Genomic DNA, 7,872 nt, shown 5'->3' with positions numbered 1-7,872 from the left:
GCAACTCAAGTTTGGTGGTGACTGAGTTTGAGTTGTTTTTATTCCCTACAATTGCCACGCAGTGTAAGCCAAGAATCTTTATATTGTGTGTGAAGATGTTGTCAGTGTGAAAGGCAACTCAAGTTTGGTGGTGACTGAGTTTGAGTTGTTTTTATTCCCTACAATTGCCACGCAGTGTAAGCCAAGAATCTTTATATTGTGTGTGAAGATGTTGTCAGTGTGAAAGGCAACTCAAGTTCAGTGGTGACTGAGTTTGAGTTGTTTTTATTCCCTACAATTGCCACGCAGTGTAAACCAAAAATCTTTATATTGTGTGTGAAGATGTTGTCAGTGTGAAAGGCAACTCAAGTTCGGTGGATTCACTTCCATAAAGAACGAGTTTGAGTTGTTTTTATTCCCTACAATTGCCACGTAATGTAAACCAAAAATCTTTATATTGTGTGTGAAGATGTTGTCAGTGTGAAAGGCAGCTCAAGTTCGGTGGTGACTTAGCTTGAGTTGTTTTTATTCCCTACAATTGCCACGTAATGTAAACCAAGAATCTTTATATTGTGTGTGAAGATGTTGTCAGTGTGAAAGGCGGCTCAAGTTCGGTGGTGACTGAATTTGGGCTGTTTTTATTTGTGCCACACAATTATTACTCCCTCCTAAAAACCTATAATCCTATTAAATATTTCTCTTTAAATCGTTTTTTATTTTAGCTAACCGAATGTTTTTTATCGTGTTATTTTTTATTAACAAAATAGCTTCGAAAGCTTAACTCAAATTAATTGATTTTTAGTTGAACAGAAAATTCTCTTTGTTATACTCACGTTCGAACTTTCAGTAAGTTTTGAAAGTTTGGTTGATACGGATCAATTTTCGCTAGGTAAATATGTGCTAGCTGGATTTGATTGTATTTAGCACCTGGTTTTAGGGTTTACAACAGCAATGTTTTTTAAATTTTTCCATTGCAAACTGTATTACTCTAATTTTGTTATAGTCATTTTAGTAGGTTAATGTCTTTGAACACACTTTCTTTGCATCATACAGCTACGGAACTTGCCTCTGGCGAGCCGCAGACGTGTGAACGCTTGAATAAAGCAGGCAAGGGCGTGTGTGTAGCTATAACTTTATTAGTGTTTAATACTGTAATGTTGCTAAGCGGTGCACTAGAGGATGCCTTCAAGCTTGAAGCGCTATTAAGTGATGGGTTTATTGTAGAGCCACTGTTACTTAATCTTGCGCAATTTTTAGCTCATCCGATCATATCAAGTCAGTTACTTATTGGCCTTTGTTGGTTATTGTTCCATATTTGTCCAGCGCGTCGTGCTGGCATAATCCTCCGTAAAGCAGCCTTTGCTTTTAGCGAGGCTAAAGTTCTTCAGCCTGTGATCTCTTCACATGGTTGTCGTGCTCCACCTAGCTTTACAGGTTGCCTGTAACGCTGCATCTTGTTGCTGGTTTTAATTATTTGTTCTTGCTGTAAATAATTAAGGTTAGCTAAAACAAAGTAGCTTCGTGTTTCTTTAAACACATTTCAGCCAACCACCACTCACCCAAGTTAACTTTTATTACGTTATATAAATGCGTTTAGAAAGCTGGGTTTGTTGCTAGGTCATTAATGGCATGAGCTTTAGGTTTTTTTGAATAGCCCCCTTATTTTTATAATTTAATTCTAGTTAACTTGGGTTTTTATTGAAAAATCGTTGCTTTGGTTTTTATTTTAAGCAGCAAATTGAAACTCTAGGTTTGTAGGATACTCCCTTGTTAATTCGTAACCTTTGTAATATTGCTTTAGCTAGTACAGTGCTGGCGTTGTCAGGCTGTAAAGGCGGGATACTCGATCCAAAAGGGCAAATAGGCATTGATGAGAAAAATTTAATCATCATCGCAACCGTGCTTATGTTGCTTGTAGTCGTTCCCGTTATTGTGATGACTTTGTATTTCGCTTGGAAATATAGAGACACTCAAAACCAAGAAATTTATGCTCCAAAATGGGCTCATTCAAATAAAATTGAAGCCGTTGTTTGGGCTGTTCCTATTGTTATTGTAATCATTTTAGGTGTTATTACCTGGCAGTCTACCCAAGACTTAGACCCCTATAAACCCATTGAAGGTAAAGGTGAACATCTTACTGTTGAAGTGGTTTCACTAAACTGGAAGTGGCTATTTATATATCCTGAGCAAGGTATTGCTACGGTTAATGAATTAGTGTTCCCAGCAAATGTACCTGTTGAATATAAAATCACCTCAGAGAGCACAATGAATTCATTTTTTATTCCGCAATTGGGTAGTCAAATATACTCAATGGCTGGGATGGAAACCAAGCTTCACTTAATTGCAAATGAGCCAGGTACGTTTAAAGGCTTTTCAGCAAATTACAGCGGCGCAGGTTTCACTGGCATGAAATTTAATGCCATTGCTACACCTACTCAAGCAGACTTTGATAAGTGGGTGAGTGATGTGAAAGCGAATTCAAGCGCTAATAACCTGACTCATGCAAATTATGTTGAGCTTGCAAAAGCAAGTGAAAATAACCCAGTAGCATATTACGGAAAAGTTGATGACGGCTTATTTCATACCATTGTTATGAAGTATATGCAGGCGCATGGCGATATGAACAAAAAACACCATGCATTGGGCGAACATGGGCAAATGAGTAAAAAGCATCATGAAATGAGTGAGCACTCAATGCCTTCATCTCACAGCCAAGGCGAGGAATAATAATGTCGTTATTAGGTAATCTTTCACTCGACGCAATTCCGTTTCATGAGCCAATTCTTGTGTTCACGATGTCGGTTATTGCGATAGCTGGGCTTATTATTGCCGGGCTTATTACAAAGTATAAAAAATGGGGCGTGCTTTGGCGCGACTGGATCACGTCTGTTGATCACAAACGCTTAGGCGTAATGTATATTCTTTTAGCACTAATAATGCTGTTTCGTGGTTTTTCTGATGCAATAATGATGCGTGCGCAGTTGGCACTTGCTACCAGTGGTGCGCCAGGTTATTTACCACCAGAACACTACGACCAAATATTTACTGCCCACGGCGTAATCATGATCATATTTATGGCAATGCCATTTATGATTGGTCTAATGAACATTGTATTACCACTTCAAATTGGTGCTCGCGATGTTGCTTTTCCATTTTTAAATAATTTAAGTTTTTGGTTTACAGCCAGTGGTGCAATTTTAATTAACTTATCACTTGTATTTGGTGAATTTGCAAAAACAGGTTGGGTGGCATATCCGCCGCTTTCGGAGCTGACCTTTAGCCCTGGGGTGGGGGTCGATTATTATATTTGGGCCTTGCAAATATCCGGGCTCGGTACACTTCTAACAGCCGTAAACTTTTTAGCAACCGTGTTTAAAATGCGTGCACCAGGTATGACCCTAATGAAAATGCCAATTTTTACATGGGCATGTACATGGGCAAACATCTTAATTGCAGCATCATTCCCAATTTTAACTGCTGTACTTGCAATGCTAACGCTTGACCGTTATCTAGACTTCCACTTCTTTACCAATGAATTGGGCGGTAACGCCATGATGTACATCAACCTGTTTTGGGCATGGGGTCACCCTGAGGTATACATATTAGTATTACCAGCGTTTGGTATTTTTTCTGAAATTATTTCGACCTTTGCCGGTAAACGTTTGTTTGGTTACAAATCGATGGTTTATGCCAGCGGTGCAATCTCAATTTTAGGCTTTATTGTTTGGTTACATCACTTCTTTACTATGGGCTCAAGTGCTAACGTTAACGCGTTCTTTGGGGTAATGACTATGGTTATTGCCGTACCAACTGGGGTTAAGTTGTTTAATTGGTTATTTACTATTTACCGAGGTCGTTTACGTATAAGTGTACCGGTACTTTGGACTCTTGGCTTTATGGTTACCTTTACCGTAGGCGGTATGACCGGTGTATTACTTGCCATTCCTGGCGCCGATTATGTACTGCATAACAGCTTATTCTTAATTGCACATTTCCATAACACAATTATTGGTGGTGCTGTATTTGGTTACCTGGCCGGTTTTGTATTTTGGTTCCCTAAAGCAATGGGCTTTAAACTTAATGAAAAATGGGGCAAAGCATCATTTTGGTGTTGGATTATTGGTTTCTTCGTAGCATTTATGCCGCTGTACGTACTTGGTTTCTTAGGTATGACACGTCGCTTAAACCACACTAACAACCCAGATTGGAACATGTGGTTATACATTGCCGCAGGCGGTGCTGTAATTATTATGTTTGGTATTATCAGCCAAGTAATTCAATTATATGTGAGCTTTAGAGACCGTGAAGCGCTTGACGATACAACAGGCGATCCGTGGAACGGCCACACACTTGAGTGGGCTACAAGTTCACCTCCGCAAATTTATAACTTTGCAACAATTCCACATATTGATGATATTGATGCATGGACCGATATGAAAGAAAAAGGTCAAGCATATCAAGATAAAGCAAACTACAGCCCTATTCATATGCCTAAAAACACATCAGCTGGCGTGTTAATGGCAGCAAGTTTAACAGTATTTTGTTTTGCAATGATTTGGCATATTTGGTGGTTAGCTGTTGTTGGACTAGTAGGCGGAATTGCCATATTTATCAAACGTTGTTACACCAGCGATGTAGATTACTATATACAACCTGATGAAATTGCACGCATTGAAGCTGCATATAATTCAAGTGGCGTTAAGGAGTTAAAAGCGTGAGTACACTTTCTGCAAATTTAGACTCTGTATCACACGATGATCATGCCCACGCGCATGATCACCACGATACTTCGGGTGATACCGTATTTGGTTTTTGGTTATACCTAATGACCGATTGCCTACTGTTTGCCTCGTTTTTTGCCACTTACGCTGTGTTATTTATGAACACAGCCGGTGGCGTATCGGGTAAAGATATTTTTGAACTCGACTTTGTAGCAGTAGAAACTGCAGCACTACTGATTAGTAGTATTACTTTTGGTTTTGCCATGATTGCCGCTCAAGGGCAAAAAAAGGCACTAACACTGACTTGGTTATTTGTTACGTTTTGTTTAGGTGCTGTGTTTATTGGTATGGAAGTATACGAATTTCATCACCTAATTGTGCATGGCAATGGTCCACAACAAAGTGCCTTTTTAACATCGTTTTTCTCATTAGTTGGCTTACATGGTTTACATGTAACAGCGGGTCTAATTTGGATGACCATAATGATGATTGAAGTTGCTAAACGCGGCTTAGGTAAAGCAACCGTAACGCGTTTAAGCTGCTTAAGCCTATTTTGGCACTTCTTAGACATTGTCTGGATTTGTGTATTTACCGTTGTTTATTTAATGGGAGCAATGTAATGAGCCACAGCGAAACGCATACGTTAAAGCAAACGCAAAGTGATCATCATGATGAATCTCATGGCAGTGTTAAAACTTACTTAATTGGCTTTGTGCTATCGGTAATTTTAACTGCTATACCGTTTTACATGGTAATGGAAGGTGACTTCTCAAAAGCAACAACGCTTTGGAGCATTGTTACTTTAGCAATCGTACAAATTTGGGTGCATTTAAAATACTTTTTACACCTTAATTTTACCACCGAAGATGGCCGTGCAAGTACTTTTTCATTCCTATTCAGTGCTCTGATCATCGTAATGGTTGTTGGGTTATCTGTTTGGATCATTTATGAATCTAACGCAATGATGATGTACTAGGAGTTGAAGATGTTTCGTCGTTATTTATCAGTGACAAAGCCGGGTATTATTATGGGCAATTTGATCAGCGTAGCGGGCGGGTTTTTACTTGCCTCGCGCGGTGATATAGACCCATGGTTAATGATTGCCACATTAATTGGTTTGTCGCTAGTGGTTGCATCAGGTTGCGCTATCAATAATGTTATAGATAGAGACATAGATGTGGCCATGGCGCGTACTCGTACGCGGGTTACAGTAACGGGCGAAATGTCGGCCTTTGCTGCACTTAGTCACGGTATTTTATTGGGTGTTGTGGGCTTTGGTTTACTTATCGCCTACACCACTCAAGCCGCGGTATTTTTTGCAGCCTTTGGCTACGTAATTTATGTAGGGGTTTATAGCCTCTACATGAAACGCAACTCAGTATATGGCACTTTTGTAGGTAGTCTCTCTGGCGCTGTACCGCCAGTAGTTGGTTACTGCGCCGTAACAGGGCAGTTCGATATGGGCGCATTAATACTGCTAGTCATGTTTAGCTTGTGGCAAATGCCGCATTCATATGCCATTGCTATTTTTCGCTTTAAAGATTACCAAGCTGCAGGTATTCCTGTATTACCTGTAGCGCAAGGAATTGATAAAGCAAAGCGCCATATCGTACTTTACATTGCTGTATATGCATTGGTGGTGATGTTGCTACCAATTACTGGCTACACAGGTGCTGCCTTTATGGCTGTTGCTTGTATTACCAGCTTTTGGTGGTTGCTAATGGCGCTGCGCGGTTATCGTCGTAATATTGATATGAGTAGCTGGGCACGTAAAGTGTTCGCATTTTCAATTATTAATATTACAGCGTTAAGTATTGCTATGGCTGTTGATTATCATAGTGTTGCTCCACAGCTATTAACGCTTACCTAATTTAAAAATTTTTAACTATTCCAAAGTTAATCCAAAGGCTCGAAAGGGCCTTTTTTTATGCCTAAAATAGTTTTGCAATAGAGCGCTTATTGGCAAGTTCTAGGCTTTGTTTTATTCGTGCTCTTACCTCTGGTGATTTATTTTGGCTTAGCTTAAAGTTTCCACTCCAATGAGTGGGAGTGAATTCTATAAAGCTTAATTGTTGATACATTGCTTGGCGATTGCTTTTGGGCACGTCAGTAATCTTCCAAATTGGCGTAAAGCCTTGCTCAAAATGGCTCGTTAGTTGCCGCATTATTTTGTCTTTCTCATTATCGCTTTCAATAATATTCACATTTGCAGTTACTTGTACTGATGAATAAAGCCAGCTCGGCAGTGTTTTATTATTACTATACGAGGGAGATAGATAACAGTTATCGCCACTAAATAGTAATTTTACTGACTGTTTATCACATTGCGCTAGCGGGTTATGTTTTGCTACGTGTGCAATAAATACATTACGTGAGGGCTCATATAATACAGGCACTTGGCATATATTATTTAAGTCACTTTGCGAGCAAGGCATTAAAATACTCGCTAGAGGGAATTGCTCAACTAATGCTTGCAAACGTTCAATATTATGTTCTTGAAAATGTGTGGGTGGGTACATTAAAGCTTCTCCTCTAACTGCAACTTAATGCTCTGCCAATGTTCGTCAATAATGCTAAATTTTGCAGTGCTTCTGTAACTTCCATCACTTAGCAATCTATCTTTATGGGCTATACCTTCAAATTGGGCGCCTAGTCGAGTAATTGCATTTCGAGATTTTTGATTTTTTTCGTGGGTATTAAATGTTATTCGCACTAAATTCAACGCGTCAAAAGCGTAGCTAAGCAGTAAATATTTAGTGTGAGTATTAATATAAGTTTGCTGCCAGTGATGGCTTATAAATGTATGACCAATTTCAGCACTTAAGTTATGCGTATCTAATCTAAATAGTCGTGTAGTGCCTACAACCTCTTTGCTGGCTATGTCTACTATGGCAAATACAATTTGTTCTTTGTTATTAAATTGTGCACTGGTGGTAAACCATTCCTTTAACTGTTCGGGTGTTTTTGTATAGTTGCTTAATACCCATTCCCATATTTTTGGATGTTGCCCAGCTTTATATAAGCTTTTTAAATGCTCATAATTTAATGGCTCTAAAATTACCTTATTTGTTTTATGTATCTGTTGAGTAAACATGTTGCCTCTATGCTTTGCTATTTACGAGCAACAAATGTACGCTAATTTGGTTTGGTAAAAACAACCAGAATTGGCTTT

Annotated in this window: 8 protein-coding genes; 6 read left to right on the top strand and 2 right to left on the bottom strand. The window is 39.0% G+C overall.

Going from position 1 to position 7,872, the window contains the following annotated elements; translation table 11 throughout:
- Nucleotides 1-1,004: 1,004 nt before the first annotated feature.
- The 6 genes from H5157_RS17375 (at nucleotide 1,005) to cyoE (ending at nucleotide 6,570) form a co-directional block, all read left to right on the top strand.
- On the top strand, nucleotides 1,005-1,424 hold the full coding sequence (locus H5157_RS17375) for a hypothetical protein (RefSeq protein ID WP_002958097.1): 420 nt from the start codon (nucleotides 1,005-1,007) through the stop codon (nucleotides 1,422-1,424).
- 322 nt (nucleotides 1,425-1,746) lie between these two features.
- Nucleotides 1,747-2,706, top strand: a complete 960-nt coding sequence (cyoA, locus tag H5157_RS17370; protein WP_165723814.1) for a ubiquinol oxidase subunit II — start codon at nucleotides 1,747-1,749, stop codon at nucleotides 2,704-2,706.
- A gap of 2 nt (nucleotides 2,707-2,708) precedes the next feature.
- Nucleotides 2,709-4,697 (top strand): cytochrome o ubiquinol oxidase subunit I, encoded by a 1,989-nt coding sequence (gene cyoB, locus H5157_RS17365; protein WP_024596558.1) that lies wholly within the window; start codon nucleotides 2,709-2,711, stop codon nucleotides 4,695-4,697.
- Nucleotides 4,694-5,320 (top strand): cytochrome o ubiquinol oxidase subunit III, encoded by a 627-nt coding sequence (cyoC, locus tag H5157_RS17360; protein WP_002958100.1) that lies wholly within the window; start codon nucleotides 4,694-4,696, stop codon nucleotides 5,318-5,320. The genes cyoB and cyoC overlap by 4 nt, the downstream gene beginning before the upstream one ends.
- Entirely contained in the window at nucleotides 5,320-5,676 is a 357-nt protein-coding gene (cyoD, locus tag H5157_RS17355; RefSeq protein ID WP_182725160.1) for a cytochrome o ubiquinol oxidase subunit IV, read from the top strand. The genes cyoC and cyoD overlap by 1 nt, the downstream gene beginning before the upstream one ends.
- 9 nt (nucleotides 5,677-5,685) lie before the next feature.
- Nucleotides 5,686-6,570, top strand: a complete 885-nt coding sequence (cyoE, locus tag H5157_RS17350; RefSeq protein WP_002958102.1) for a heme o synthase — start codon at nucleotides 5,686-5,688, stop codon at nucleotides 6,568-6,570.
- 61 nt (nucleotides 6,571-6,631) lie between these two features.
- Here cyoE and H5157_RS17345 read toward each other — a convergent pair whose 3' ends face one another.
- The gene (locus H5157_RS17345) at nucleotides 6,632-7,219 is read right to left on the bottom strand and encodes an FMN-binding negative transcriptional regulator (protein WP_182695053.1); all 588 of its coding nucleotides are present in this window, start codon (nucleotides 7,217-7,219) and stop codon (nucleotides 6,632-6,634) included.
- Nucleotides 7,219-7,794, bottom strand: coding sequence for a GNAT family N-acetyltransferase (locus H5157_RS17340; RefSeq protein ID WP_182725159.1), 576 nt, complete (start codon nucleotides 7,792-7,794; stop codon nucleotides 7,219-7,221). Before H5157_RS17340 ends, H5157_RS17345 begins: the two co-directional genes overlap by 1 nt.
- Nucleotides 7,795-7,872: the final 78 nt, after the last annotated feature.

This window comes from Pseudoalteromonas sp. SG43-3, assembly GCF_014164385.1.
GTDB lineage: Bacteria > Pseudomonadota > Gammaproteobacteria > Enterobacterales > Alteromonadaceae > Pseudoalteromonas > Pseudoalteromonas distincta.
The sequence above is the reverse complement of the archived record's forward strand: the minus strand, read 5'-3'. Positions and strand labels throughout refer to the sequence as shown.

What these genes read in the sequence shown, in the direction of transcription:
- cyoB (WP_024596558.1), top strand. Translation starts at nt 2,709, where the DNA reads ATGTCGTTATTAGGTAATCTTTCACTCGACGCAATTCCGTTTCATGAG.
- cyoD (WP_182725160.1), top strand. Translation starts at nt 5,320, where the DNA reads ATGAGCCACAGCGAAACGCATACGTTAAAGCAAACGCAAAGTGATCAT.
- cyoE (WP_002958102.1), top strand. Translation starts at nt 5,686, where the DNA reads ATGTTTCGTCGTTATTTATCAGTGACAAAGCCGGGTATTATTATGGGC.
- H5157_RS17345 (WP_182695053.1), bottom strand. Translation starts at nt 7,219, where the DNA reads ATGTACCCACCCACACATTTTCAAGAACATAATATTGAACGTTTGCAA.
- H5157_RS17340 (WP_182725159.1), bottom strand. Translation starts at nt 7,794, where the DNA reads ATGTTTACTCAACAGATACATAAAACAAATAAGGTAATTTTAGAGCCA.